Source organism: Microbacterium sp. CR_7 (assembly GCF_041954755.1).
Classification (GTDB): Bacteria; Actinomycetota; Actinomycetes; order Actinomycetales; family Microbacteriaceae; genus Microbacterium.
The window spans coordinates 653,175-677,529 of record NZ_JAVAYF010000001.1; the positions used below are offsets into that span (position 1 = coordinate 653,175).

Genomic DNA, 24,355 nt, shown 5'->3' on the forward strand with positions numbered 1-24,355 from the left:
TCGAGCGAACGTTCTGCTCACAACTGGGTAACGGAGAAGTGAGGAGGGCTGCGCGACGGCGATGGGCGCTCGCACGCCGCGCGTACTAGGCTGAGGCTCGTCCTTTCCGCCTCCCGCGGTACGACCGCGCAAGGAGAATCACGTGTCTGCCAACGAGCCCGCGAAGCCGACTCCCCCCGTTCCCGCTCCCCCGGCGAAGCCCATGCCGCGGAAGCTGCCGACTCCGGCGTCAGCCGCCCCGATCACCGCCGCGATCCCGACGCCGTCGACCGACGCCGCCGAGTGGGGACGGGTCTCCGAAGACGGCACGGTGGAGGTCCGCGAAGGCGAGACCTGGCGCGTCGTCGGACAGTACCCCGACGGCACGCCCGACGAGGCTCTCGCCTACTTCGTGCGCAAGTACGACGACATCGCGTTCAAGGTCGTCGCGCTCGAGCAGCGCCACCAGGCCGGCGGCGCCTCGGCCGCGGACCTCGTCAAGCAGGCGAACCATCTCATCGAGGAGGCGACGGATGCCGCTGCGGTCGGCGACCTCGCGGGCCTTCGGGACCGGCTCACCGCGCTGACGTCCTCGCTGTCCGAGGCCACGGCGCAGGAGGCGCAGCAGGCGAAGGAGCTCGTCGAGAAGGCCGTCGCCGAGCGCACAGCCCTCGTCGAGCGCGCGGAGGCCATCGCCGCCCGAGACCTCTCCAAGGTGCAGTGGAAGCAGGTCACCGCCGAGCTCAACGAGCTGTTCGAGACGTGGCAAGCTCAGCAGCAGTCCGGTCCGCGCCTGTCCAAGGGCATCTCCCAGCAGCTCTGGAAGCGATTCCGCGACGCCCGCTCGACCGTCGACAAGGCGCGTCGTGCGTTCTACTCGGAGCTCGACGACGCGCACAAGACAGCCCGCGACGCGAAGACACGTCTCGTCGAGCGCGCCGAGGCCCTCGCGCCGCGCGGCGTCGACGGCATCCCGGCGTACCGCACCCTGCTGGACGAGTGGAAGAACGCGGGGCGTGCCGGGCGGAAGGCCGACGACGCGCTCTGGGCGCGATTCAAGGCCGCCGGCGACGCGCTGTACGCCGCTCGTGCCGAGCAGGCAGCGGCCGAGGAGGCCGACTCCGCCCCGAAGATCGAAGCCCGCCAGGCGCTCCTCGAAGAGGCCAAGGCCGTCGCGGACGAGCGTGACATCAAGCGTGCCCGCGCTCTCCTCACCCGCATCCAGCGTCAGTGGGACGAGGTCGGCCGCATCTACCCCCGCGACAAGGAGCGGGCGCTCGACGATCGTCTCCGCGTGATCGAGCAGGCACTCAAGGCGCGCGAGGACGTCGACTGGAAGAAGAACAACCCCGAGACGAAGGCGCGCGCGAACGACATGAGCTCGCAGCTGCTCGAGGCGATCGAGAAGCTCGAGTCCGAACTCGCGGCCGCCGAGAAGTCCGGCGACAAGAAGGCCGTCAAGGCGGCATCCGAAGCCCTCGAGGCACGTCGCGCCTGGCTCAGCGCTCTCGGCGGCTGATCTCTCCACAGATCCGACAGCACGCACGGAAGAGCGGGATGCGCTGCGCCACACTGGCGTGATGCATCCCGCTCTCCTGTATCTGCCGGGCGGCCGTCTCACCCTCCCCGAGCTGTCGGCCGCCCGACTCGATGGCCACGTCGTCGAGCTCGGCGAGGGGTACGTGCCCGCGGACCTCGTCGACTCTCCCGCTGCCCGAGCCGCGGCCATCGCAGGAATCGTCCCCGCGAACACCGCTGCCTGCGGCCCGTCCGCAGCGTGGGTGCACGGCGCGGGAGACCGCCCTCCCGCCCGTCACCACGTGCGACGCGCTGTGCCTCGCCGACTGCGCGTCGATCTGCCGCCGCGAGTCGTTCTGCACGACACCGCGCTTCCCGACCGTGACATCGTGCCGCTCGGCGGCATCCTCGTCATGACCGCGGTCCGCACCATGGTCGACCTGGCGCTCGGTCTGCACAGGGACCCGACGCGACGCCCGTGGATCGAGCTCCTCGCCGACGCCCATCCCGAGCTGCTCGCAGACGCCGCATCCGCGATCGACGACATGCATCGGATGCCCGGCGCCCGAGTGGCGCGCGCCGCGCTGCAGCGCGCGCTCGTCAGGACGAGGTGACGCGGTACACGTCGTACACCGCGTCGATGCGTCGGACCGCGTTCAGCACCCGGTCGAGATGAACTGCGTCGCCCATCTCGAACACGAAGCGGCTGAGGGCCAGACGCTCATCGGTCGTGCTTACCGTGGCCGAGAGGATGTTGACGTGGTGCTCGCTGAGGACGCGCGTCACGTCCGAGAGGAGTCCAGAGCGGTCGAGCGCCTCCACCTGGATCTGCACGCGGAACACGCTCTTGGTCGTGGGGGCCCAGGAGACGTCGACGAAGCGGTCCTCCTCGCTCGACAGCGCCTTGACGTTGACGCAGTCGGCGCGATGCACCGAGACGCCGCTGCCGCGCGTCACGAACCCGACGATGTCGTCTCCGGGGACCGGGGTGCAGCACTTGGCGAGCTTCACGAGGATGTCGGCGGCACCGCGCACCAGCACACCCGAATCGCCTGCCCGCGGCTCGCGCGACGGCATCGTGCCAGGCAGATCGATCGGCCCCGTCGCCGGGTCGTCGGTCGCGACGAGGGCGGTGACCTTCTCCAGCACGGACTGCGTGGAGACGTGCCCCTCGCCGACGGCGGCATAGAGGCCCGAAACGTCTTCGTAGTGCAGCTGGTGTGCCACCTCGGCGAACGAGTCCTGGTTCATGAGGCGCTGCAGCGGCAGGTTCTGTCGACGCATCGCGCGGGCGATGGCCTCCTTGCCCTGCTCGATCGCCTCTTCGCGGCGCTCCTTCGTGAACCATCCGCGGATCTTGTTCCGGGCGCGAGTGCTCTTGACGAAACCGAGCCAGTCCTGGCTGGGGCCCGCGTCGGGGTTCTTCGACGTGAACACCTCGACCACGTCACCGCTCTTGAGCTCCGACTCGAGGGGCACGAGTCGCCCGTTCACCTTAGACCCCATGGTGCGGTGCCCGATCTCGGTGTGGACGGCGTAGGCGAAGTCGACGGGGGTGGCACCTGCGGGCAGGCCGATGACGCGACCCTTCGGCGTGAAGACGTAGACCTCCTTCGCTCCGATCTCGAAGCGCAGCGAGTCGAGGAACTCCCCCGGGTCGGCGGTCTCGGCCTGCCAGTCGGAGATGTGGGCGAGCCACGCCATGTCGCGGTCGGCCGCGCGGACCTCGGCCTTGCCGCCGTTCATCCGCTCCTTGTACATCCAGTGCGCCGCGACGCCGTACTCGGCCTGCTGGTGCATCTCGTGCGTGCGGATCTGGATCTCGACCGTACGACCGGAGGGACCGATCACCGTCGTGTGCAGCGACTGGTACAGGTTGAACTTGGGAGTCGCGATGTAGTCCTTGAACCGCCCGGGCAGCGGCGTCCACCGCGCGTGAATGGCCCCGAGGACCGCATAGCAGTCGCGCACGGAGGACACGAGCACGCGGATGCCGATGAGGTCGTAGATGTCGTCGAACTCGCGACCGCGCACGACCATCTTCTGGTACACCGAGTAGAGCTGCTTCGGACGCCCGACCACCTTGCCGCGGATGCGGAGGTCGCGCAGGTCCTCGTCGATCTCCTCGACGACCTGGCCGAGGTACTTCTCGCGCTGCGGGGTGCGCTGCGCGATGAGGTTGTGGATCTCGTTGTAGATCTTCGGGTGCAGTACAGCGAAGGACAGGTCCTCCAGCTCTGACTTGATCGCCTGGATGCCGAGTCGATTCGCCAGCGGGGCGTAGATCTCGAGCGTCTCCTTGGCCTTCTTCGCGGCCTTCTCCGGCGGTACGAAACCCCAGGTGCGGGCGTTGTGCAGACGGTCGGCGAGCTTGATGAGGAGGACCCGGATGTCCTTCGACATCGCGACGATCATCTTGCGGACCGTCTCGGCCTGCGCGCTCTCGCCGTACTTGACCTTGTCGAGCTTCGTTACCCCGTCGACGAGCATCGCGACCTCGTCGCCGAACTCGGCGGTGAGGTCGGTCAGCGCATAGCCCGTGTCCTCCACCGTGTCGTGCAACAGGGCAGCCGCGATCGCTCGCGGTCCGAGACCCATCTCGCCGAGGATCTGCGCGACGGCGAGCGGGTGCGTGATGTACGGCTCGCCGCTCTGCCGCTTCTGGCCCTCGTGCTTCTCCTTGGCGACCGCGTAGGCCCGCTCGATGACCGCGAGGTCGCCCTTGGGATGATTCGCCCTGACCGTGCGGATCAGGTTGTCGAGGTCGTTGACCCGGGGCGCGCGGGAGAAGATGCGGGGAACCAGTCGCCTCAGGCTCGATCCCTGCGACGTCGTCTGCGGTTCCGCCATCCGCTCACCTCCCCAATCAGAACAGCTTACGCGTGCTCAGCGGGGTGCGGCCCCGCTGAGCGGGACGATCAGACCTCGACGGCCGCGCGCTCGCGCGACTCGCGCACCCGGGCGTCACGAGCCTTGATCTGCGGCTCGTTCTCGCGGAAGAGCGAGTAGAGGGGTGCGGCGACGAAGAGCGTCGAATAGGTCGCGACCAGGATGCCGACGAAGATCGACAGCGAGATGTCGGTGAGCGTCTCTGCGCCGAGCCAGAACGAGCCGATGAAGAGGATCGCGCCGACGGGCAGGGCTGCCACGACGGACGTGTTGATCGACCGGACGAGCGTCTGGTTGACAGCGAGGTTGACCGATTCGCCGAAGAGCCGAGCGGACTTCTCCCCGTCCTCGGTCGTGTTCTCGCGGATCTTGTCGAAGACGACCGTGGTGTCGTACAGCGAGTACGCGAGGATCGTCAGGAAGCCGATCACGGCGGCCGGTGAGATCTCGAAGCCGGCCAGTGCGTAGACCCCGACCGTGATGACGAGCACGTCGAGCAGGCCGAGAATGGCTGCCGCCGACATCTTCCAGGTGCGGAAGTAGATCGCGAGGATGAGGAAGGTCAGCGCGAGGAAGATCGCGAGGCCCCAGAGCGACTGCTTGGTGACGTTCTCACCCCAGGCAGGGCCGATGAAGGATGAGGTGACGGCATCGCCGTCGACCTTGTAGGCCTCGGCCAGCGCCGCGGAGACCTGCTGGGTCTCGGCCGCGCTCATCTGGTCGGTCTGGACGCGGATGTCGGAGCCGTTGACGACGACGACCTTGGTGGCGGCCTCCGGGACGACGGACTGCACGGCGTCCGTCGCGGTCTGCTGGTCGGTCGTGTCGGGAGCCTGCACCGTGAACTGGGATCCGCCGGTGAACTCGATCGAGAACTGGATCGGGCGGATCAGCGGAACGAGCGCCGAGCCGACGACGAGTGCGATCGCGATGATGAACCACAGGCGACGCTTGCCGACGAAGGGGAATGACGTCTTGCCCGTGTAGAGGTTGTTTCCGAACTCGTTCATGGAAGCCATCACGCGTCCCCCTCACTTCCGCTGCTGGTGCGTTTCTCACCGGCGAGTGCTTCGGCGCGCTTGCGCTCTGCGATGGTCTGACGGCGGTCGGCCTCTCCGCGAGACCGCGCGTTCCGGGCGTTGCGACCGGTCGAGGTCGCCGCGACCTCGCGGAACTGCGAGCGGCTGCGGTACACGGCGCCGAGGGATTCGGGGTCGAGTCCGGACAGCTTGTGGCCGCCCCCGAAGAACTTCGTGCGCGCGAGGATCTGCATCACCGGGTGCGTGAAGATGACGAAGATCAGCACGTCGATGACGGTCGTGAGACCGAGCGTGAAGGCGAATCCCTTCACGGTGGCGTCGGCGAGGATGTAGAGCACCACGGCCGCGAGGACGTTGATCGACTTGGAGATGTAGATCGTGCGCTTCGCTCGACCCCACCCGTCTTCGACGGCCGCGGTGATCGACTTGCCGTCGCGGAGCTCATCTCGGATGCGTTCGAAGTAGACGATGAACGAGTCGGCGGTGAATCCGATCGACACGATCAGACCCGCGACACCGGCGAGCGAGAGCCGGAATCCGAGCCGCCAGGCCAGGATGCAGATGACGATGTACGTCAGGACCGCCATGACCGCGATCGACGCGATTATCACCGTGCCGAGGGCACGATAGGAGAACAGCGAGTAGAGGGCGACGAGAGCGAGACCGATGAGTCCGGCGATCAGACCGATCTGCAGCTGCTGCGTGCCGAGCGTCGCGGACACGGTGTCGGAGCTCTGTACCTCGAAGCTGAGCGGCAGCGCGCCGAACTTGAGCTGGTCGGCGAGCGTGGTCGCGGTCTCCTGCGTGAAGCTTCCCGAGATGCTCGGCCGACCGTCGAGGATCTGACCGTTCATGACGGGGGCACTGATCACGGAGCCGTCGAGCACGAACGCGAACTGGTCGCGCGGCGAGAGGTTGGCGATGCGGTTCTGGTTGAGACGCGTGCTCACCTTGCCGAACGCCTCGGTGCCGTCGGCGTTCATCGTCAGCTGCACGATCCACGCGCCGGAGCGCGGGTCGCGACCGGCCGTCGCATCCGTGATCGCCTGCCCGGTGAGCTCGGTCGGGCCGAGGATGTACTTCGCCTGGCCTGTCGGGTCGCACGCGATGAGCGGCTGATCGGCCGGCTCGCGCGACGGATCGTTCTCCGGGTCAGAGCAGTCGTACGCCTGGAACTCCGCGGCCAGCTTCTCGCTCACCCAGGACAGGTCGCTCGGGTCGGTCGGCTGGGCCGTGGGGGTGTCGCTGAGCGAGTCGTCGGGGGTCGGATACGGGGTCTCGTTGCCGTCCTCGCCGATGAAGGTGTTCGTCCCTGCGGTCGTCGCGAGGACGGGTCGGAACTGCAGCTGCGCACTCGACTGGATGCGCTCACGCGTCTGGTCGTCTGCCGCGCCGGGGATCTGCACCACGATGTTGCGGCCGCCCTCGGTCGTGATGTCGGCCTCGGCGACGCCGGAGGCATCGACACGCTGCCGGATGATCGCCGCGGCCTGGTCGAGCTGCTCCGACGACGGCGCAGCTCCGTCCTCGGTCTCGGCACTCAGGATGATCTGGGTTCCGCCCTGGAGGTCGAGCGCGAGCTCAGGGGTCCAGGAGCTCTTCTGGAACCCGTAGACGCCGATCGCGTTGATGCCGAACAGGACGCCCGTCACCAGGAGCAGTCCGAGGAGGACCCGCCAGGCGTGACGGACCGGGGAGGAAGTGGCCACGTGTGATCAGCTTTCTGAGATGCCGGAGTGCCGAGTACTGCGAGCGGGTGTTACTTGTCGTCGGCGTCCCGCTCGAGACGACGGCGCGTCTCCTCGGGCGTCTCGACGACCGGAGCGTCATCGACGACGGGGGTCTCCTCGACGACGACCGGGGTTTCCCCGTCGACGATCTCGACGCCGTCGGTCAGATCCTTCGGCTCGACGATGCGGAGGATGGCCTGGCTGTGCACCTCGATGACCGTGCCGGGTGCGATCTCGACGAGGGCCGGAGAGTCGAGGTCGTCGTGGTCGTAGGCCACGATCGTGCCGTAGATGCCGCCCTGGAGGAGCACCTTCACGCCGGGGACGGTCTTGGCCGCCTTCTCCTCCTGCTCCGCCTTCATCTGCTTCTGACGGCGACGGCCGTTCACGAACATGAAGACGACGAGAACGGCGAGAAGGCCGAAGAGGAGGATTTCCATGGGCATGAGGGCTAGCGCCTTTCTCAGGTGCACGCACCAGCCATGGGCGCACAGGTCTATCGGGGGAAGTCTTCAGCGATTATAGGTCATCGAGGCGAAGCACCCCGTCCGGGTGTGCGACGCCGAGGTGCGTGTACGCCTCCGGCATCGCCACACGCCCGCGAGGCGTTCGACCGAGGAAGCCTATCCGCACGAGATAGGGCTCGACGACGCTCTCGACGGTCTCGGCTTCCTCGCCGACCGCGACGGCGAGGGTGCTGAGTCCGACCGGGCCTCCGCGGAAGCGCCGCACCAGAGTCTCGAGCACGGCACGGTCGAGACGGTCGAGCCCGATGGGGTCGACGTCGTAGAGCTCCAGCGCGGCGCGCACATCGGCGAGGGATGCCGCGCCTCCCCCGTGGACGAGCGCGTAGTCGCGCACGCGGCGCAGCAGCCGGTTCGCGATGCGGGGGGTGCCGCGTGAGCGGCGTGCGATCTCGGCGAGCGAGTCACCGGGCAGATCGACGCCGAGCACCAGAGCCGACCGCGCGATGACCTGCTCCAGCTCGGAGTCGTCGTAGAACTCGAGGTGGCCCGTGAAGCCGAAGCGGTCGCGCAGCGGGTTCGGCAGCAGTCCCGACCTCGTCGTGGCGCCCACGAGGGTGAACGGTGCGAGGTCGAGGGGGATGCTCGTGGCGCCGGCGCCCTTGCCGACCATGATGTCTATCCGGAAGTCCTCCATCGCGAGGTACAGCATCTCCTCCGCGGAGCGCGCCATGCGGTGGATCTCGTCGATGAAGAGGACTTCGCCGGGAACGAGGCTCGACAGGAGCGCTGCGAGGTCGCCCGCGTGCTGGATCGCCGGGCCGCTGGAGAGACGCAGCGGCCTCTCGCTCTCGTGCGCCACGATCATCGCCAGTGTCGTCTTGCCGAGGCCGGGAGGGCCGGCGAGGAGGATGTGGTCGGGCGGGCGACTCTGGATGCGGGCTGCATCCAGCAGGAGCTGCAGCTGTCCCCTGACCTTCTGCTGCCCGACGAAGTCGCCGAGGCTGGTCGGTCTCAGCGCTCCCTCGATCGCGAGCTCGGTCTCGTCGACCGGCTCCGCCGCGTCCCTCGCGTCAGACACGCGCCGGCCCCAACAGCGCGAGCGTGCGCCGCAACAGAGGGGCGACGGCGGAGCGTTCGGCCTCCGACGCCTCCTCTGCCGTCTGCGCTGCGGCCTCGGCCGCCACCTTCTCCGACCACCCGAGTCCGACGAGCGCGGCGGTGACCTGGGCGACGACATCCGATCCCGTCCCTGCCGCGGGCTTCGATGCGGGACCGGTGGGGTGCACCTTGCCGGCGAGCTGCACGACGATGAGCTTGGCGGTCTTCGGACCGATGCCCGAGACGCGTCGGAAAGGGGCGTCGTCTTCCGCCGTCACGGCCTCGGCGATCTGATCGACCGTCAGGTGCGACAGCACGCCCAGCGCGGACTTCGGTCCGACGCCGGTGACGCTGATGAGCAGGCCGAAGATCTCGAGCTCGTCGCGCTCCGCGAATCCGTACAGGGAGAGCGCGTCCTCGCGGACGATCAGGCTCGTGTGCAGTCGCAGCCGCTCCCCCACGGTCGCCGTGTGCGCGACATCGGCGGGCACCGCCACCGAGAAGCCGACGCCCCCGACGTCGACGACGACGTGATCGGACGACGTGTACAGCACGGTTCCGTGCAGGGAGGAGATCATCTGCCCAGCCTAGACGCGGGATCGTACGTATGTTCGAGCGACACGCTCGGCATCCGCCCACGCCCGCTGGGCCGGCGTGAGCGCCTCACCGCCCGGAGCGGACGCCGCGCCGCGGCGCCACGCGTGGCACAGCGCGATCGCGAGAGCATCGGCCGCGTCGGCCGGCTGCGGAGGCGCGTCGAGGCGCAGGATGCGGGCGATCATGGCCTGCACCTGCTTCTTGTCGGCGGAGCCGTATCCGGTCACCGCCGCCTTGACCTCGCTCGGGGTGTGCGTGGCGGCGGGAAGACCGGCCTCGGCGGCGAGCAGCAGAGCGACACCGCTCGCCTGGGCCGTGCCCATCACCGTGTGGGTGTTCTGCTGCGCGAAGACGCGCTCGACGGCCACCGCGTCCGGTCGATGCGCCGCGAGCACCTCGCGGATGCCTGCGGCGACCGCCGCCAGTCGCTCGCCGATCGGTGCGTCAGGGGACGATCGGATGACCCCGACGTGCACGAGCGTCCCGCGGCGGGCGCGATCGACGTCGACGACGCCGATACCGCAGCGGGTGAGGCCGGGATCGATGCCGAGGACGCGCAGCGAAGAGGTCACTCCCCCAGGCTATGCCGCTCCTCGTCGGACCCGGCTCCGGCGCGCCTAGTCCTCGTCGTTCTCGAGCTCGGCCTGAACCTCGGGGGTGAGGTCGAGGTTCGTGAAGACGTTCTGCACGTCCTCGCTGTCCTCGAGCGCGTCGATGAGGCGGAACACCTTGCGAGCGGTGTCGGCGTCGATCTCGACCTTGAGGTTCGGGACGAACTCCACGTCCGCCGACTCGTAGTCGATGCCGGCTTCCTGCAGAGCCGAACGCACGGTGACGAGGTCGGTCGCCTCGGTGACGATCTCGAAGCCTTCAGCGCGAGGCTCGATCTCCTCGGCGCCCGCCTCGAGGGCCGCCATCATCACATCGTCCTCGGTCGTGCCCTCGGACCCCACGACGATGACGCCCTTGCGGCTGAAGTTGTAGGCGACGCTGCCGGGATCCGCCAGAGTGCCGCCGTTGCGGCTGAGCGCTGTGCGCACCTCGGCTGCCGCGCGGTTCTTGTTGTCGGTCAGACACTCGATCATGAGGGCCACGCCGTTCGGTCCGTAGCCTTCGTACATGATCGAGGTGTACTCGACGGCCTCGCCGCCGATGCCCGCGCCGCGCTTCACCGCGCGGTCGATGTTGTCCTTCGGGACGGACGTCTTCTTGGCCTTCTGCACCGCGTCGAACAGCGTCGGGTTGCCGGCGAGGTCGGGACCGCCGAGCTTGGCGGCGACCTCGATGTTCTTGATGAGCTTCGCCCACGACTTGGCACGGCGCGCGTCGATGACGGCCTTCTTGTGCTTGGTCGTGGCCCACTTGGAATGCCCGGACATAACTCTCCGCTCGTCGTATCCGCCCGGGCGCTGGGCCTGGGCGTCGTCCAGTCTATCGAACGGCGCCGCGAGCCCGCGGCCCCCTGACCCGCCGGTCGCTCATCGAAGGGTCTGGCGGGGCGGCGTCGACGGGTGTAGTCCTGACACATGGGTGAGTCAGACGGCGACGATCGCAGTCGCGCTCTCGACATCGCGCACCGACGCGCGACGGGGTTCCTCGACGGAGTGACGGAGCGGCCGGTCTGGCCGCGCGCCGATCTCGCGACGATGCTCGACGCCTTCGGCGGTCCGCTGCCCGAGCACGGCGCGGACGCGGCATCCGTCGTCGAGGAGCTGGCGACGCGAGCCGACCCCGGCCTCGTCGCGATCCCCGGCGGCCGGTTCTTCGGGTTCGTCATCGGCGCGACGCATCCCGCGGCACTGGCCGCGGACTGGCTGGTCTCGGCGTGGGACCAGAACTCCGGGTCCTCGACCCTCACGCCGGCGACGGTCGCGATCGAGCGTGTCGCCGGACAGTGGATGCTGGAGCTGTTCGATCTCCCCCGCACGGCGAGTGTGGGGTTCGTGACAGGCGGTCAGATGGCGAACTTCACCTGCCTGGCGACGGCCCGTCACGCCGTGCTTGCACGGATCGGCTGGGATCTCGCCGAGCTCGGCCTCGCGAACTCGCCGCCCGTGCGGTTCGTGGTCGGTGCGGACCGGCACGGCTCGATCGATCGCGCCGCACGGTTTCTCGGCATAGGCCTCGCCGGCATCACGGTCATCGAGGCCGACGAGCAGGGGCGGATGCGGCCGGAGGATCTGGACGAGACGCTCGATCGCGCACAGGGACCGGCGATCGTCTGCCTGCAGGCGGGCGAGGTGCACACCGGGGCCTTCGACGACTTCGAGGCGCTGATCCCGATCGCGCGTCGTCATGGCGCGTGGGTGCACGTCGACGGCGCCTTCGGGCTCTGGGCTGCTGCGTCGCCGCGTCTGCAGGCGCTCACCGCGGGGATGCAGGATGCCGATTCCTGGGCGACGGACGCCCACAAGACCCTGAACGTCCCGTACGACTGCGGGATGGCGATCGTGCGCGACCCCGCCGACTCGATCGCCGCGTTCCGCACGGGCGGCGACTACCTCATGTACACGAGCCTCGACCCATGGGATGTGACGCCTGAGCTCTCCCGACGCGCGCGCGGCGTTCCCGCGTGGGCCGCTCTGCGGAGTCTCGGCAGTGAGGGCGTCGCCGATCTCGTCGACCGTCTGCACGCGAATGCGGTCGCGATGGCAGCCGGTCTCGCATCGATCCCGAGTGTGACGGTCGTCAACGACGTCGGGTACACCCAGGTGATGTTCCGGCTCGAGACCGACGACGCCACCCGCGCGCTCGGCGAGGCCATCCTCCTCGACGGCACGGCCGCCGTGACAGGGGCGCAATGGCGGGGGCGCGCGACGCTGCGGTGCTCGATGTCGTCGTGGGTGACCACCGACGGCGACGTGAGACGGACGGTCGCCGCGATCCGCGCTCTCGTCGTCGCCTAGGTGCGGTGGGCACTCCGAGCGATCGCGAGGGCGAGGAACCGGTCGTGGAAGCGGAGCTCGCCGTCGACCTCGGGGTGGAAGCTGGTCCCGAGGATCGACCCCTGCTCCACGGCGACGATCCTCCCGTCGGGAAGCGTCGCGAGGACGTCGACGCCGGGGCCGACGCGTTCCACGATCGGCGCACGGATGAAGGTCGCGCGCACCGGCGGATCCCCGAGGGTCGGCACGTCGATCTCCGTCTCGAACGACTCGGTCTGACGCCCGAACGCGTTTCGACGCACGGCGACGTCGAGTCCGCCGAAGGACTGCTGACCGTCGATGCCGTCGAGGATCTCATCGGCCAGGAGGATCAGGCCCGCGCACGTGCCGTACACCGGGAGTCCGGAGGAGATGGCCGCCCGGATCGGCTCGGCGACCCCGAACGCGCGGGACAGCTTGTCGATCACGCTGGACTCGCCACCAGGGATCACCAGACCGTCGACCTGGGCGAGCTCCTCGGCGCGCCGCACGAGCGAGACCTCGGCGCCCCGCCCGGCGAGCAGGGCGGCGTGCTCGCGCACGTCGCCCTGCAGGGCCAGGACTCCGACCCGAGGGTTACCAGCCACGCTCGGCGAGACGGTGCGGCGCGGGGAGGTCGGAGACGTTGATCCCGACCATGGCCTCGCCGAGACCGCGCGACACCTCGGCGATCACCTTCGCGTCGTCGTAGAAGGTCGTCGCCTTGACGATGGCCTTGGCGCGCTCAGCCGGGTTGCCCGACTTGAAGATGCCCGACCCCACGAACACGCCGTCGGCGCCGAGCTGCATCATCATGGCGGCGTCCGCGGGAGTGGCGACGCCACCCGCCACGAACAGCACCACCGGGAGCTTCCCGGTCTCGGCGATCTCGGCGACGAGCTCGTACGGCGCCTGGAGCTCCTTCGCGGCGACGAAGAGCTCGTCCTTCGGCAGGGCCGTCAACGCGGCGATCTCGCCGCGGATCTTCCGGATGTGCTTCATGGCCTCGGAGACGTCGCCGGTGCCGGCCTCGCCCTTCGACCGGATCATCGCCGCACCCTCGTTGATGCGGCGCAGTGCTTCGCCGAGGTTCGTGGCCCCGCAGACGAACGGCACGGTGAAGCCGAACTTGTCGATGTGGTTGACGTAGTCCGCAGGGGACAGCACCTCGGACTCGTCGATGTAGTCGACGCCGAGCTCCTGCAGCACCTGCGCCTCGACGAAGTGGCCGATGCGCGCCTTCGCCATCACGGGGATCGAGACGGCGTCGATGATGCTGTCGATCATGTCGGGGTCGCTCATGCGCGAGACGCCGCCCTGGGCCCGGATGTCGGCGGGGACGCGCTCCAGCGCCATGACGGCGACGGCTCCGGCATCCTCCGCGATCTTCGCCTGCTCGGCGGTGACGACGTCCATGATGACGCCGCCCTTCAGCATCTCGGCGAGGCCGCGCTTGACGCGCGAGGATCCGGTGGTGGTCTGTTCGGCCATGACTGACTCCTGTCGAGGTTTGATCTAGGCCAAACGATAGCACTGTCCCCGACGACCTAGAATCGACCTGAGGAGACATGACGGAACAGATCAGCGGAACCACGGCGGCCGACATCGCTGACAGCGTGCGCGACCTGCGCGACCGCGGCGTGCTCGGCGCCGGCAGCCCGCTCCCCCCGGTACGAGAGCTCGCCGCGATGCTCGGCGTGAACCGCAACACCGCGGTCGCGGCGTATCGTCAGCTCGCCCAGGCCGGTCTCGTCATCTCGCGCGGACGCGCCGGCACTGTGATCGCGGGTCACGAATCCGTCGCACAGGAGGGCTTCGCCGCCGACACCGTGCTCCGCGACGTCGGCACCGGCAACCCGGATCCGCGTCTCATCCCCGACCCGTCGGCCGCGCTCGCCACGGTCGCCGGTCGCCCCGTGCTGTACGGCGAGCCTGTGATCGACCGCGGCCTGGAGGCCTGGGCGCGCGAATGGATCGCGACCGACCTCGGGGAGACCGACTTCCGCATCACGGTCACGAGCGGTGCGGTCGACGCCGTCGAGCGACTCCTCGCCCAGGCGCTCATGCGCGACGACGCGGTAGCCCTGGAGGACCCGTGCTTCCTCGCCAGCATCCACACGGTCCGCCTCGGCGGATATCGAGCGGTCCCCGTCCCGGTCGACGATGAGGGCATGACGGTCGAGGGCCTCCGCGCGGCGCTGGACGCCGGGGTGCGCGCCGTCATCTGCACCCCGCGGGCGCAGAACCCGACGGGCGCGAGTCTCTCCGCTCGACGCGCCGCCGACCTGCGCGCCGTGCTCGCCGACCACCCCTACGTGCTGCTCATCGAGGACGATCACTTCTCGATGCTGTCGCAACGGGAGTACGAGAGCCTGATCGGTCCCGAGCATCGACGCTTCGCGCTCGTGCGGTCGGTGTCGAAGTTCCTCGGCCCCGATATGTGCCTCGCCATCGCCGCGACCGACCCCACCACGGCCGAGCGCCTCGCCATGCGGCTCAGCCCCGGCACGACCTGGGTCAGCCACCTCCTGCAGCGGCTCACGCTGGCGCAGCTGACCAACCCCGATGCCGTCGCCCGCATCACCACGGCTCGGGAGCACTACGCCGCCCGCAACGAGTCGTTCGCCGCCCGCCTCCGCGCCGCGGGACTCGACTCCCCGTCGACGGACGGCCTGAGCCTCTGGGTGCGGCTCCCGAAACCGGCCCGCGCCGTCGCCGAGCGCCTGATGCGCCGCGGCTGGCTCGCACGCACGGGCGACGAGTTCGCTCTCGACGACCGCGCCGAACCCTCGCAGCACCTGCGTCTCACCGTGCACGACCTGTCCGACGAGGATGCAGAGACTCTCGTCGCGGACCTCGTCGCGGCGACCCGATGACCGACCCCCGCGGGCACCGGCCCGCCGCTCACGAAAGGATTGAGGAATGAAGGTCCTCTCCATCCAGTCCGCCGTCGCCTATGGACACGTCGGCAACTCCGCCGCCGTGTTCCCGCTGCAGCGCATCGGCGTCGAGGTGCTGCCCGTCTATACCGTGAACTTCTCGAACCACACCGGCTACGGCGCGTGGCGCGGACCGCTCATCTCCCCCGACGACGTCCGCGAGGTCATCACCGGCATCGAGGAGCGCGGCGTCTTCGGCGAGATCGACGCCGTCCTCAGCGGCTACCAGGGCGGCGAGGGCATCGGCGACGTGATCATCGACGCCGTCTCGCGCGTGAAGGCGGCGAACCCGGATGCCGTCTACGCGTGCGACCCCGTGATGGGCAACGCCAAGTCGGGATGCTTCGTCGCCCCGGCGATCCCCGTCCTGCTGCGCGAGAAGGTCGTGCCGGTGGCCGACATCATCACCCCCAATCAGTTCGAGCTCGGCTTCCTCACCGAGACGGAGCCCGACACGCTCGAGTCGACGCTGGCGTCGGTCGACCTCGCGATGGCGATGGGACCGAGCACGGTTCTCGTCACCAGCGTCGAGCGTCCCGACCGCGAGGAGGGCACCATCGAGATGCTGGTGGCCGATGCCAAGGGCGCCTGGCTCGTGCAGACGCCGCGCCTGCCGATGAAGGCCAACGGATCCGGTGACGTGACGGCGGCGCTCTTCACCGCGCACTACGTCGAGACCGGCGACGCGAAGCTCGCGCTCGAGCGCACCGCGTCGAGCGTGTTCGACCTGCTGAGCCTCACCCTCGAGTCCGGCGAGCGGGAGCTGCAGCTCATCGAAGCGCAGGAGTTCTACGCGAACCCGCGGATGCAGTTCGCGGCCCGACAGGTGCGCTGAGGCGCGGCGCTCTTCGTCTCGCGAAGACCCGCACTGAGCGGGCGAAGCGCGTCGAAGTGTCGCTCAACTACCCGGGGTCCGGGGCTGGCTCAACGACCCGGTGAGACGGTGGGCCAGGCGGCGGAGACCGCCTCGCGCACCTCGCCGAGCAACTGCGGCAGCGCCTTCGTCTTGGCGATGATCGGGAAGAAGTTGGCGTCGGACTTCCAGCGGGGGACGACGTGCTGGTGCAGGTGCGCGTCGACACCCGCGCCTGCGACGGCGCCCTGGTTCATGCCGAGGTTGAACCCGTCGCACCGCGAGACCTCACGCAGGACGCGCATGGCGATCTGCGTCATCTCGCCGATCTCTGCCACCTCCTCAGGCGTGGCCTGATCGTACGTGGCGATGTGCCGATACGGGCACACCAGCAGGTGGCCGGAGTTGTACGGGAACAGGTTCAGCAGGACGTAGGCGGTCTCGCCGCGCGCGACGATCAGCCGCTCGGCATCCGGGTACTTCGGCGCCTCGCAGAACGGGCACTCCTCGCGCAGGGGCTCCGGACCCGCCTGGATGTATGCCATCCGGTGCGGGGTCCACAGCCGCTGGAACTCGTCGGGGACGCCGGCCAGCAGACCGGCGTCCTCGACGGAGGAGCGCTCGTCGGTCACGCCAGGTCTCCGGCCTTCAGCACGAGGGCGTGGGTCTCGATCGCGGAACGGATGCGGCGAACGGCATCCGCCACCGGCACGCCGTTCTCCTGCGTGCCGTCGCGGAAGCGGAACGACACGGTGCCGGCTGCGCGGTCCTGCTCGCCGACGATGAGGATGACCGGGACCTTGGCTGTGGTGTGGTTGCGGATCTTCTTCTGCATCCGGTCGTCGGAGTGGTCGACGTCCGCGCGAACCCCAGCGGCGCGGAGCTGCCCGATCACGTCGTCGAGATATTCGCCGTACTGCTCCGCGACCGGGACGCCGACGACCTGGCTCGGGGCCAGCCACAGCGGGAAGTCGCCCGCATAGTGCTCGAGGAGGATCGCGAAGAAGCGCTCGACCGAACCGAGAAGCGCGCGGTGGATCATGACCGGGCGGTGCTTCTGTCCGTCGGATCCGGTGTACTCGAGCTCGAAGCGCTCGGGCTGATTGAAGTCGAGCTGGATCGTCGACATCTGCCACGTGCGGCCGATCGCGTCGCGGGCCTGCACCGAGATCTTCGGACCGTAGAACGCCGCTCCCCCGGGATCGGCGACGAGCTCGAGTCCGGATTCGACCGCGACCTCGCGCAGAGTGTCGATCGCCGTCGACCATTGTTCGGGCTCACCGAGGAACTTGGGGTTCCCCTCCTCGTTGGTCGAGAGCTCGAGGTAGAAGTCGTTGAGCCCGTAGTCGCGCAGCAGGTCGAGCACGAGGTTCAGGTTGGTGGTGAGCTCCTCCTTGACCTGATCCTGGGCGACGTAGATGTGCGCGTCGTCCTGCGTCAGGCCGCGGACGCGGGTGAGACCCGACAGCGTTCCGCTCTTCTCGTACCGGTAAACGGTGCCGAACTCGGCGAGGCGGAGCGGCAGCTCGCGATACGAGCGCCCGCGCGAGCGATAGATGAGGTTGTGGAACGGGCAGTTCATGGGCTTCAGGTAATAGTCCTGGCCCTGGCGCGTGACGTTGCCCTCGTCGTCGACCGCCTCGTCGAGGTGCATCGGCGGGAACATGCCGTCGGCGTAGGTCTGCAGGTGCCCCGACGTCATGAAGAGGTCCTTCTTCGTGATGTGCGGGCTGTTGACGAGGTCGTAGCCGTTGCGCAGCAGGTGCTTGCGGAGGTTCTCCTCGATCTCGTAGCGGATGATCCCGCCCTTCGGGTGGAAGACCGCGAGTCCCGAGCCGATCTCGTCGGGGAACGAGAACAGGTCCATCTCGCTGCCGAGCTTGCGGTGATCGCGACGCTCCGCCTCGGCGAGGCGCTCCTTGTAGGCACGCAGCTCGTCCTTCGACGGCCAGGCCGTGCCGTAGATGCGCTGCAGCTGCGGGTTCTTCTCGCTGCCTCGCCAGTACGCCGCGGCGATGCGCGTCAGATCCCAGCCGTTGCCGATCATGCGCGTGTTGGGCAGGTGGGGTCCGCGGCAGAGGTCCTTCCAGACCACCTCGCCGTCGCGAGTGGTGTTGTCGTAGATCGTGAGCTCGCCCTCGCCGACCTCGACGGAGGCGCCCTCGGCGGCCTCCTTGCCGCCCTTGAGTCCGATGAGCTCGAGCTTGAACGGCTCGTCGACGACCTCGGCGCGCGCCTCCTCATCGGTGACGACCCGGCGCACGAAGCGCTGCCCCTCACGGACGATGCGCTGCATCTCCTTCGTGATGGCCTTCAGGTCTTCGGGCGTGAAGGGCTCGTCCACGCCGAAGTCGTAGTAGAAGCCGTCGGTGACCGGAGGACCGATGCCCAGGTTCGCCTGGGGGTTGATGCGCTGCACGGCCTGCGCCAGGACGTGTGCGGTGGAGTGGCGCAGGATGTCGAGCCCGTCGGGGCTGTCGATCGTGACCGCCTCGACCTCGTCGGCGTCGGTCACGGTGGCAGCGAGGTCCTTGAGGACCCCATTGACGCGCATCGCGACGACGGAACGGTCGGAGAACAGGGCGAAGCCGTCTTTCGGCTGGGCATCTTCAGGCACGGAACACTCCATCTGGGTCTCGATCTAGGCTACTCGCATGGCCGGTGCCCGCCGACCGCTACAGCGCCCCCTGCGCGTCGGCAGAGGAGGCGGCCGGGGCGAGGATGATGATCGCGGCGCCGACGAGCGCGACGGCTGACCCGATCCAGTCCCACAGGGTCGGCTTGAAGCCGTCGACGATGATCCCCCACGCCAGCGAGCCGGCGATGAACACGCCGCCGTACGTCGCCAGCACCCGTCCGAAGTTCGCATCCGGCTGCAACGCGGCGAGAAAGCCGTACGCGCCGAGCGCCATCACCCCGAGGACGGCGAACATCCACCCCCGGTCCTCCTTGACGGACTGCCAGATGAGCCATGCCCCGCCGATCTCCGCAGCGGCGGCGAGCACGAAGAGGATGCTGATGCGGAGCACGGTCATACCGCCACGGTAGCGTGGGCGCATGCTCAAAGACGTCGCACGCTGGTCGCTCGCCCTCCTGCTCGCGGCGGCCGGGGTGATGCACTTCGTGAGCACCCGCGGGTTCCGCATCGTCGTGCCGGACTGGGCGACGCGCCTCACCCGCCTCGACAAGGATGCGATCGTCGTGGCGTCCGGCGCGGTCGAGGTGGGACTCGGCGCCGCACTGATGGCTCTGCCCCGAGAGCGCCGCCGCCTGGGGATCGCGACCGCGGCGTTCTTCGTCGCGGTCTTCCCCGGCAATGTTCACCAGTGGCGGACGGGCCGCTCGGCTCCGGGGCTCGACACCGACCGCCGTCGTTTCGGTCGACTCTTCCTGCAGCCGGTCCTCGTGTCGTGGGCGCTGTGGTCGACGAGCGAGCCGAAGCATACAGTGCAGGCAGCGCGGCGTCGAGGTCGGGGGCTGCACCGCTCATCCCGGCGCGAGCGGTAAGACAATAGGGCCATGTCCTCCCCCTCGCTCGTCTGGCTGCGCGACGATCTGCGCGTCGCCGACAACCCGGCACTGCGTGCCGCGATCGACAGGGGTGAGCCGCTCGTCGTCCTGTACGTCCTCGACGAGGAGTCGGACGGCATCCGCCCGCTGGGCGGGGCGGCACGCTGGTGGCTGCATCACTCGCTGGTCTCGCTCCGCGACCACATAGCCGACCTCGGCGCACAGCTGATCCTCCGCCGCGGGGCGGCGCGCGACGTGGTCCGGGGAGTCGTCGACGACATCGGCGCCTCCGCGGTGTACTGGAACCGCCGTTACAGCGGCCCCGAACGGGAGATCGACGCCGACCTGAAGTCGTCGCTGCGCGAGGACGGCATCGAGGTCGCCTCCTTCGCCGGGTCGCTGCTCCATGAGCCGTGGACCGTCAAGACCGGGAGCGGCACCCACTTCTCCGTCTTCACGCCGTTCTGGCGGGCGGCGCGTGCGCTCCCCGCTCCCCGCGCTCCGCTTCCGGCGCCCCGGAGTCTCGACGGGGTCGGTCGACCGCCGGCATCCGACGATCTGGACGACTGGCAGCTGCTGCCGACGAGTCCCGACTGGGCCGGAGGACTCCGCGACACCTGGGAGCCGGGCGAGCAGGCCGCTCGTGCGCGACTGCGGACCTTTCTCCGCGAGGATCTGGGCTCGTACGACCGCGCCCGTGACGAGCCGTCCGCGGGCGCGACCTCTCAGCTCTCCCCCCGGCTGCGATGGGGCGAGCTCAGCCCCTTCACGGTGTGGCACGAGGCGGTCGAGACCGAGGGCGCCGCAGGTTTCCTCTCCGAACTCGGCTGGCGCGAGTTCGCCTGGCACACGCTCTTCCACTTCCCCGACCTCGCGACGAAGAACCTCCGGAGCGAATTCGACGCCTTCCCGTGGCCCCGCCTGCGGCCATCGCACCTGCAGGCGTGGGAGCGGGGCGAGACCGGCATCCCGCTCGTGGATGCCGGGATGCGTGAGCTGTGGCACACCGGCTACATGCACAACCGCGTGCGGATGGTCACCGCATCCTTCCTCATCAAGAACCTCATGATCGACTGGCGCCGAGGCGAGGAGTGGTTCTGGGACACGCTCGTCGACGCCGACGGCGCGAACAACCCGTTCAACTGGCAGTGGGTCGCGGGATCCGGCGCCGACGCCGCCCCGTACTTCCGCATCTTCAACCCGGAGCTGCAGGCGAAGAAGTTCGACCCGCAGGGTCTGTACATCTCCGAGTGGGCGTCTGACGCACCGAGCGAGCCGATCGTCGACCTCGGCGAGACGAGGAAGGCCGCACTCGCCGCCTACGACGAACTGCGGAGGTCGTCGCGTACGTCGTGACGATCCCGCCGGATCACGACGCGTAGCGCTCGACTCGGAGGACGCAGTCCAGGGTCTCGTCCTGCACGGCGACCGTGGTCTCCCAGTCGGCGCTCGCACCGGCGTCGATCGGATCGACGTTCACCTGGGTGAGCGAGCGCGTATCGCCGCCCTCCGTGAGGAGCGACACGTAGATGCGGTACGACGCGGCGGCGGCGCTCGAGTTCGTCACGCTGCCCGCGACCTCCCAGTGGTCGCCGGCGAGCTCGCAGGTCTTGACCTCCGCGTCCGCGAGAGCGCCTTCGAGTCCTTCGCCGGAACCAGGGGTGTCGACGATGTCGGTGACGCCGGCCTGCGCCTCCTCCGTGGCCGTCGGCGTGGGAGAGGGCTCCGGGGCGGTGTCCGTGCATCCGGCGAGCACGAGACCGAGACTCAGGGCGATTCCCGCTGCAAGCACCCCTTTCGCCGCCGTGCGTCGGCCTGCGGTGAGCTGCGGAGAGGTGCGGTGGTTCTGCATCGTGTCGCCTTTCAGTGCGGTGTCGCTAGGAGGAGAGGTTCTGGGCCCGGGAGTCGCGCCGCCGGCGGCCGATGAGGAGAAGCACGAGGCCGCCCAGGAGGATCACGGCGGCCCCGCCGACCAGCGGCGCCGGGTCACCGCCGCCGGTGAAGGGCAGCAGTCCGGTCGGCGACGGCTCGGGGAGACGCTCGGAGTCGGCGGCGACATCGGTCACCGGGACTCCGGACTCGGCCTCCACGCTCGTCACCACGGCTCGCGACGTTACCACGGTGCCCTCCATCGCCGGGGTGATGACCACGGTCGCGAAGGCCGTCACGCTCTGCCCGGGGAGAAGCACGCCCGGCTCGCCCGGCCACGAGTACGTCAGGGCCGAGAGCCCCGGGTAGGGATCGCGGATGGTGACGCCCGTGAGAATCGTCGTCCCGGTGTTGGTGGCTGTGTAGCGGAAGACGAGCGTGTCGCCCGCGAAGCCCTTCTGACCGTCCTGCACCGAGATGCTCATGCCGAGGCTGATGCGGGGCTCGTTCGGCACGTCGACGCGAACGCTGTCGGTCGCGTCGACCTGCCCGCCGCCGGGGGTCGTGCCGACGACGGATGCCGTGTTGTCGATGTGCCCGCGGGTCACGTCGGCGAGGGTGATGACGTAGTCGGCCGAGAACGTCGCGGATTCCCCGGACCCGAGCACGCCGGGCACGCCGGGCCACGTGACCGTGGGGGCGCCGAGGCCGGCGAGGTCGTCGGTGACCGCGACGTCGGCGAGCGAGACGTTCCCCGTGTTCGTGACGGTGACGAGGTAGCGCACCTTTCCGCCCTGCTGCGCGGCGCCGAGGAGTTCGGCCGTCTTGTCGAGCGAGAGCGACGGCGCGGCCGAGATCAGGTTCTCGCCGGCGTCGTCGTCGCTCACGATCGTTCCCCCGCCGTTGCCGGCGACAGTCGCCACGGAGCCGATACGTCCGGCATCGACATCCGCCTGGGTGAGGATGTAAGAGGCGACGGCGGTCGCGGTAGCCCCGGGAGCCAGCACACCGTCCGCTCCTGGCCACGTGATCCGGAGACCGGTGAGTCCGGACTGCCCGTCGACGAGTGTGATCCCGCGCAGGGTCACGTTGCCGGTGTTCACGATCGTGAACGAGTAATCGACACGGTCGCCAGGGCGACCGGTCGCGCCGTTCGCGAACACCTGGGTCTTCTCGAGGTCGACGGACGGTGCGGAACCGACCGTCGGGACCACGGACTCGGGCGACTCCGCGGTGACGGCGTCGCCGCCGGGCGTGAGCGCCGTGCCCGTCGCTGTATTCCGCACGGACCCTGCATCGATGTCGCTCTGCTGCACGGTGTAGGTCGCGGTGGCCGTGACCGACTGGCCGGGGCCGAGGCGCCCCTCGGCGGACGGCCAGGCACCGAAGACGATGTCCGACAGCCCCTGGAGCGGGTCGCTCAGCGCAACGGACGACAGGGTGAGCGTGCCGGTGTTGCGGAGCACGAAGTCGTACCGCACCTCGGATCCGAGCGCACCGTTACCCAGGCGCGTGCCGACCTTGTCGACCTCGAGCGAGCCCGTGCCACCCGCGAGCGGGATGATCGTCACCGGCGAGCGGTGCGTGACCGTGTCGCCGGCGGGAGTCGTGCCGGTGCCCGTCGCGACGTTGCGCACCGTGCCGGCGTCCACGTCCGGCTGGGTGACGAGATGCGATGCGGTGATCGTCACTATCTGCCCGGGAAGCAGTCGACCGGGGTTCGCCGCCGAGGGCCACGTGTAGACGAAGCCGGTGAGGGCATCGACCGTGTTGCTGAGCGTCACCCCGGTGAGCGTGGTGTTGCCGGTGTTCTCGATCGTGAAGGTGTACTCGATCGTGTCGCCGCGCACCCCGGTGTCGCCCGCCGCGAGTTGTGCGGTCTGCGTCGTCCTGATCGCCTGCCCCGGTGCGGTCGGCTCGTCCGTGCGGATGGTGAACGGATTCGAGCTGTCGGAGACCACGACACCCCTCGGCGACGTGCCGAAGGAGGTCGCCACGTTGCTGATCGAGCCGGCGTCCACGTCGGCCTGCGTCACCGTGTACCGCGCGACACCGCTCGCCGTGCCGCCGGGCGGCAGGATGCCGGTGGTGGAGGGGAACTCGATCTGCGGCGTGCTGAGACCCTGCAGGTCGTCCTGGAGACGGATGAGGCGGAGGGTGACGTTGCCCGTGTTGGTGATGTCGAACGTGTACTCGATGACGCTTCCCACACCACCCGTGCCGGTCACATACGAACCGCCCTTGACCGTACGGATCGATGGCGCCTGCGCGGCGGTCTGCAGCGGCTCCGTCGTCGACCGCGCCGTCAGCACCGCACCGGCAGGAGTCGTGGCTCGGACGGACGCCGTGTTCTGCACCGTGCCGCGGTCGACGTCCTCCTGAGTGATCGCATACGGCGCCGAGCCGGTCGCGACCTGTCCGGGGGCGAGCACACCCGCGCTGCCCGGCCAGTCGACCGTGACGTCTCCGACGCCGGCGAGCTCGTCGGTGATCGCGATGCCCGAGAGCGTCACGGTGCCGGTGTTCTCGATGCGGAACCCGAAGGTGACGCCGTCGCCGGCTCCGTTGGCGCCGGGTGCCGCGAGAGAGGCGGTCTTCGTGAAGACGAGTCCGGGCGCTGGAGCGAGCGACACCGTCGCGGGGGCGACGGCGGTTGCCGGTGCACCGCCGTTGGGAGGGGTGCCGGCTCCGGTGACGAGGCTGGTCACGCTGCCCGCGTCGACGTCGGCCTGGGTGAGGGTGTACGTCGCGGTCGCGGCCACCGACTGTCCGGGCACCAGCACGCCCTCGGCGCCCTGCCACACGTAGTTCGGCGCGCCGGTGCCGGCGAGGGCGTCTGCGAGGGCGACGCCGCTCAGGGTGACATTGCCGTCGTTGGTAAGGGTGTACGACCACGTGATCAGATCGCCCGCGCGGCCAGTCGCACCGGGGGCCAGGGCACCCGAGTTCTGCACCGACACCTC

The 24,355-nt window shown here is 69.4% G+C and carries 22 protein-coding genes; 7 read left to right on the forward strand and 15 right to left on the reverse strand.

Going from position 1 to position 24,355, the window contains the following annotated elements:
• Positions 1-142: 142 nt before the first annotated feature.
• Both RAC81_RS03140 and RAC81_RS03145 read left to right on the forward strand, forming a co-directional pair.
• The gene (locus RAC81_RS03140; protein WP_375080957.1) at positions 143-1,498 is read left to right on the forward strand and encodes a DUF349 domain-containing protein; all 1,356 of its coding nucleotides are present in this window, start codon (positions 143-145) and stop codon (positions 1,496-1,498) included.
• A 61-nt stretch (positions 1,499-1,559) separates the two neighbouring features.
• A complete protein-coding gene (locus RAC81_RS03145; protein ID WP_375080958.1) occupies positions 1,560-2,111 on the forward strand; it encodes a hypothetical protein in 552 nt (183 codons plus the stop codon).
• On the opposite strand, the gene RAC81_RS03150 is transcribed toward RAC81_RS03145, so the two are convergent.
• From RAC81_RS03150 to RAC81_RS03185, 8 genes are all read right to left on the reverse strand, one after another.
• Positions 2,098-4,347 (reverse strand): bifunctional (p)ppGpp synthetase/guanosine-3',5'-bis(diphosphate) 3'-pyrophosphohydrolase, encoded by a 2,250-nt coding sequence (locus RAC81_RS03150; protein WP_096716123.1) that lies wholly within the window; start codon positions 4,345-4,347, stop codon positions 2,098-2,100. The two genes, RAC81_RS03145 and RAC81_RS03150, sit on opposite strands and share 14 nt — an antisense overlap.
• A 68-nt stretch (positions 4,348-4,415) precedes the next feature.
• The gene (gene secF / locus RAC81_RS03155) at positions 4,416-5,405 is read right to left on the reverse strand and encodes a protein translocase subunit SecF (RefSeq protein ID WP_375080959.1); all 990 of its coding nucleotides are present in this window, start codon (positions 5,403-5,405) and stop codon (positions 4,416-4,418) included.
• Entirely contained in the window at positions 5,405-7,135 is a 1,731-nt protein-coding gene (secD, locus tag RAC81_RS03160; protein WP_375080960.1) for a protein translocase subunit SecD, read from the reverse strand. The genes secF and secD overlap by 1 nt, the downstream gene beginning before the upstream one ends.
• 50 nt (positions 7,136-7,185) lie before the next feature.
• Positions 7,186-7,602: a preprotein translocase subunit YajC gene (gene yajC, locus RAC81_RS03165; protein WP_375080961.1), complete on the reverse strand. Its 417-nt coding sequence runs from the start codon at positions 7,600-7,602 to the stop codon at positions 7,186-7,188.
• Positions 7,603-7,675: 73 nt separating this feature from the next.
• Positions 7,676-8,701: a Holliday junction branch migration DNA helicase RuvB gene (ruvB, locus tag RAC81_RS03170; RefSeq protein ID WP_375080962.1), complete on the reverse strand. Its 1,026-nt coding sequence runs from the start codon at positions 8,699-8,701 to the stop codon at positions 7,676-7,678.
• Positions 8,694-9,299 (reverse strand): Holliday junction branch migration protein RuvA, encoded by a 606-nt coding sequence (ruvA, locus tag RAC81_RS03175; RefSeq protein ID WP_375080963.1) that lies wholly within the window; start codon positions 9,297-9,299, stop codon positions 8,694-8,696. Before ruvA ends, ruvB begins: the two co-directional genes overlap by 8 nt.
• A gap of 9 nt (positions 9,300-9,308) precedes the next feature.
• Positions 9,309-9,890 (reverse strand): crossover junction endodeoxyribonuclease RuvC, encoded by a 582-nt coding sequence (ruvC, locus tag RAC81_RS03180; RefSeq protein ID WP_375080964.1) that lies wholly within the window; start codon positions 9,888-9,890, stop codon positions 9,309-9,311.
• A 45-nt stretch (positions 9,891-9,935) separates the two neighbouring features.
• A complete protein-coding gene (locus tag RAC81_RS03185) occupies positions 9,936-10,697 on the reverse strand; it encodes a YebC/PmpR family DNA-binding transcriptional regulator (protein ID WP_251587808.1) in 762 nt (253 codons plus the stop codon).
• 147 nt (positions 10,698-10,844) lie between these two features.
• Between RAC81_RS03185 and RAC81_RS03190 the strand changes: the two genes are divergently transcribed.
• Positions 10,845-12,224 (forward strand): pyridoxal phosphate-dependent decarboxylase family protein, encoded by a 1,380-nt coding sequence (locus RAC81_RS03190; RefSeq protein WP_375080965.1) that lies wholly within the window; start codon positions 10,845-10,847, stop codon positions 12,222-12,224.
• Here the strand turns inward: RAC81_RS03190 and pdxT are convergent.
• Together pdxT and pdxS are read right to left on the reverse strand one after the other, a co-directional pair.
• Positions 12,221-12,829 carry a pyridoxal 5'-phosphate synthase glutaminase subunit PdxT gene (gene pdxT / locus RAC81_RS03195; RefSeq protein WP_375080966.1) on the reverse strand — a complete coding sequence of 203 codons (609 nt, stop codon included), beginning with the start codon at positions 12,827-12,829 and terminating at the stop codon, positions 12,221-12,223. The genes RAC81_RS03190 and pdxT overlap by 4 nt on opposite strands.
• Positions 12,819-13,712, reverse strand: a complete 894-nt coding sequence (gene pdxS / locus RAC81_RS03200) for a pyridoxal 5'-phosphate synthase lyase subunit PdxS (protein WP_375080967.1) — start codon at positions 13,710-13,712, stop codon at positions 12,819-12,821. Before pdxS ends, pdxT begins: the two co-directional genes overlap by 11 nt.
• 77 nt (positions 13,713-13,789) lie before the next feature.
• Between pdxS and RAC81_RS03205 the strand changes: the two genes are divergently transcribed.
• Complete coding sequence (locus tag RAC81_RS03205) at positions 13,790-15,097, forward strand: aminotransferase class I/II-fold pyridoxal phosphate-dependent enzyme (protein ID WP_375080968.1); 1,308 nt, start codon at positions 13,790-13,792, stop codon at positions 15,095-15,097.
• A 46-nt stretch (positions 15,098-15,143) separates the two neighbouring features.
• Complete coding sequence (gene pdxY, locus RAC81_RS03210) at positions 15,144-15,995, forward strand: pyridoxal kinase PdxY (protein ID WP_375080969.1); 852 nt, start codon at positions 15,144-15,146, stop codon at positions 15,993-15,995.
• 89 nt (positions 15,996-16,084) lie between these two features.
• Here the strand turns inward: pdxY and RAC81_RS03215 are convergent, their stop codons facing one another.
• The 3 genes from RAC81_RS03215 to RAC81_RS03225 form a co-directional block, all read right to left on the reverse strand.
• Positions 16,085-16,645, reverse strand: coding sequence for an HIT domain-containing protein (locus tag RAC81_RS03215; protein WP_375080970.1), 561 nt, complete (start codon positions 16,643-16,645; stop codon positions 16,085-16,087).
• Positions 16,642-18,567, reverse strand: coding sequence for a threonine--tRNA ligase (gene thrS, locus RAC81_RS03220; RefSeq protein WP_375080997.1), 1,926 nt, complete (start codon positions 18,565-18,567; stop codon positions 16,642-16,644). The genes RAC81_RS03215 and thrS overlap by 4 nt, the downstream gene beginning before the upstream one ends.
• Positions 18,568-18,688: 121 nt before the next feature.
• Entirely contained in the window at positions 18,689-19,048 is a 360-nt protein-coding gene (locus tag RAC81_RS03225; protein ID WP_375080971.1) for a YnfA family protein, read from the reverse strand.
• Between the two features lie 22 nt (positions 19,049-19,070).
• On the opposite strand from RAC81_RS03225, the gene RAC81_RS03230 reads away from it, so the two are divergent.
• Positions 19,071-19,520, forward strand: a complete 450-nt coding sequence (locus RAC81_RS03230) for a hypothetical protein (protein ID WP_375080972.1) — start codon at positions 19,071-19,073, stop codon at positions 19,518-19,520.
• A 12-nt stretch (positions 19,521-19,532) separates the two neighbouring features.
• A complete protein-coding gene (locus tag RAC81_RS03235) occupies positions 19,533-20,879 on the forward strand; it encodes a cryptochrome/photolyase family protein (RefSeq protein ID WP_375080973.1) in 1,347 nt (448 codons plus the stop codon).
• Between the two features lie 13 nt (positions 20,880-20,892).
• Here RAC81_RS03235 and RAC81_RS03240 read toward each other — a convergent pair whose 3' ends face one another.
• Both RAC81_RS03240 and RAC81_RS03245 read right to left on the reverse strand, forming a co-directional pair.
• Positions 20,893-21,375: a hypothetical protein gene (locus RAC81_RS03240; protein ID WP_375080974.1), complete on the reverse strand. Its 483-nt coding sequence runs from the start codon at positions 21,373-21,375 to the stop codon at positions 20,893-20,895.
• 25 nt (positions 21,376-21,400) lie between these two features.
• On the reverse strand, positions 21,401-24,355 hold a 2,955-nt coding region (locus RAC81_RS03245), incomplete at its 5' end, for a beta strand repeat-containing protein (protein WP_375080975.1).

Coding starts and splice junctions, on each gene's coding strand:
- RAC81_RS03145 (WP_375080958.1), top strand. CDS start 1,560: ATGCATCCCGCTCTCCTGTATCTGCCGGGCGGCCGTCTCACCCTCCCC.
- RAC81_RS03150 (WP_096716123.1), bottom strand. CDS start 4,347: ATGGCGGAACCGCAGACGACGTCGCAGGGATCGAGCCTGAGGCGACTG.
- secF (WP_375080959.1), bottom strand. CDS start 5,405: ATGGCTTCCATGAACGAGTTCGGAAACAACCTCTACACGGGCAAGACG.
- yajC (WP_375080961.1), bottom strand. CDS start 7,602: ATGCCCATGGAAATCCTCCTCTTCGGCCTTCTCGCCGTTCTCGTCGTC.
- ruvA (WP_375080963.1), bottom strand. CDS start 9,299: ATGATCTCCTCCCTGCACGGAACCGTGCTGTACACGTCGTCCGATCAC.
- RAC81_RS03185 (WP_251587808.1), bottom strand. CDS start 10,697: ATGTCCGGGCATTCCAAGTGGGCCACGACCAAGCACAAGAAGGCCGTC.
- RAC81_RS03190 (WP_375080965.1), top strand. CDS start 10,845: ATGGGTGAGTCAGACGGCGACGATCGCAGTCGCGCTCTCGACATCGCG.
- pdxS (WP_375080967.1), bottom strand. CDS start 13,712: ATGGCCGAACAGACCACCACCGGATCCTCGCGCGTCAAGCGCGGCCTC.
- RAC81_RS03205 (WP_375080968.1), top strand. CDS start 13,790: ATGACGGAACAGATCAGCGGAACCACGGCGGCCGACATCGCTGACAGC.
- pdxY (WP_375080969.1), top strand. CDS start 15,144: ATGAAGGTCCTCTCCATCCAGTCCGCCGTCGCCTATGGACACGTCGGC.
- thrS (WP_375080997.1), bottom strand. CDS start 18,567: ATGCGCGTCAATGGGGTCCTCAAGGACCTCGCTGCCACCGTGACCGAC.
- RAC81_RS03225 (WP_375080971.1), bottom strand. CDS start 19,048: ATGACCGTGCTCCGCATCAGCATCCTCTTCGTGCTCGCCGCCGCTGCG.
- RAC81_RS03230 (WP_375080972.1), top strand. CDS start 19,071: ATGCTCAAAGACGTCGCACGCTGGTCGCTCGCCCTCCTGCTCGCGGCG.
- RAC81_RS03235 (WP_375080973.1), top strand. CDS start 19,533: ATGTCCTCCCCCTCGCTCGTCTGGCTGCGCGACGATCTGCGCGTCGCC.
- RAC81_RS03240 (WP_375080974.1), bottom strand. CDS start 21,375: ATGCAGAACCACCGCACCTCTCCGCAGCTCACCGCAGGCCGACGCACG.